Source organism: Vibrio sp. Vb0304 (genome assembly GCF_033338995.1).
GTDB classification, from domain to species: Bacteria; Pseudomonadota; Gammaproteobacteria; order Enterobacterales; family Vibrionaceae; genus Vibrio; species Vibrio alginolyticus.
Genome location: NZ_JAWOTT010000149.1, coordinates 1 through 1348, shown reverse-complemented (window position 1 = coordinate 1348; position 1348 = coordinate 1). Strand labels below are relative to the sequence as shown.

Annotated in this window: 2 protein-coding genes; both read left to right on the top strand. The window is 47.3% G+C overall.

Annotation, left to right across the window (positions count from 1 at the left end):
* The coding region (locus R7P35_RS24565) for a hypothetical protein (RefSeq protein ID WP_318092956.1) at positions 1–990 on the top strand (990 nt) is incomplete at its 5' end.
* A gap of 1 nt (position 991) precedes the next feature.
* A partial coding sequence (locus tag R7P35_RS24560; RefSeq protein WP_318092954.1) for a pilus assembly protein occupies positions 992–1348 on the top strand: 357 nt, incomplete at its 3' end.

The window sequence follows — 1348 nt, the reverse complement described above, 5'->3', positions numbered from 1 at the left end:
TTTACCGACGGCAACACATCCGTGACGTTCTCGCACGACATGCAGACATTTGTAAATGCGGCGAGCTTTACGCCACCGACAGGCGAGTACGATATTTATGTTCGCGTCGCGGTAACTGACATGGGGATTTCTCAGTATCTGAGTGCTGTATTTGGGATTGTTAAGAACGTTTCGGCCAGTGCCGTTGCGGGACGAAGCGCGGCGATTGCTTACACATGTAACTTAACGCCGATTGCGATGTGTGGCGATCCAAATGGTACGGTTGAAGACGCATGGGGGTATCGTCCACCGGGTTATGATCCGAATGTGGATATGGATCCGTCGCTTGTGCACGAGTTAAAAGTTGGCGATCAGAATAATACCGATATGGGGCCGGGTAACTTTCAATTGCTCGATTTTGGGCAAGCGACTGGCAATAGCGGTGCGGCTTTGGTTCGTGATGCATTGTCTGGTGCTTACAACGGTTGCGCAGCCGTTGGGAATACCGTGACAACCAAACCAGGGAATAGCGCTGGCCCCGTTGCGCAAGGGTTGAATGTAAGACTTAACGACTTCTCTGGCCCAATTAAAAACGACGGTACGGTTTTACCAGATAAGTATGTAAGAGAGCCTGATATTTTGGCTGAAACCGACGCTGAATATGCGGGTGACTTGTATTACGCCAACTATCGTCAGGAGCTGAGTTCTTGTGAAAGTGGCGGTTCTTGTGATTACGACAGTTACACTGGTGATGGTGGTTCGAACGGACGCCGAATCTTACGTATCCCAATTGTTAATTGTACAGAATCGACAGGTAAGTCCGACTTCGATGTGTTGGGATTTGGTTGCTTCTTTTTGCTACAAAAAGTCAGTAATTCTGGTCAAGCATCTGTCTTTGGGCAGTTCCTTTACGATTGCTTGATCAATAACGGTTCAACAGGAACAGACCCAACCGACAAAGGTTTCTACCGGATCCAGCTATACAAAGATCCATTCAGCGGAGCCTCTTAATATGTTGTATTTGAAATTCAAAACTCAAATGAGAAGAGGTCGGCACCAAGAAGGGCTTGCGATTATTGAATTTATTCTCGCATTACCAGTGTTGTTGATGCTTACGGTTCTGGTTATCGATGTCTGTCGTGCTTTTATTCAGTACACCGAGGTCAATAAAGCGCTGCAAAATGGCGCTCGCTATGCGGTGGTGGACACGTACGGCACGTTGGATTTTGAAGGTATTGCCGATGAAACCAAAATCAAAAACGTGGTGGTATACGGCTCACCAACCGCATCGACCACTCCAGTAATCGACTATATTGGCGTGGATGACATTGTGATTACTCAACCAACCGACACAAATAAAGTGGTCACA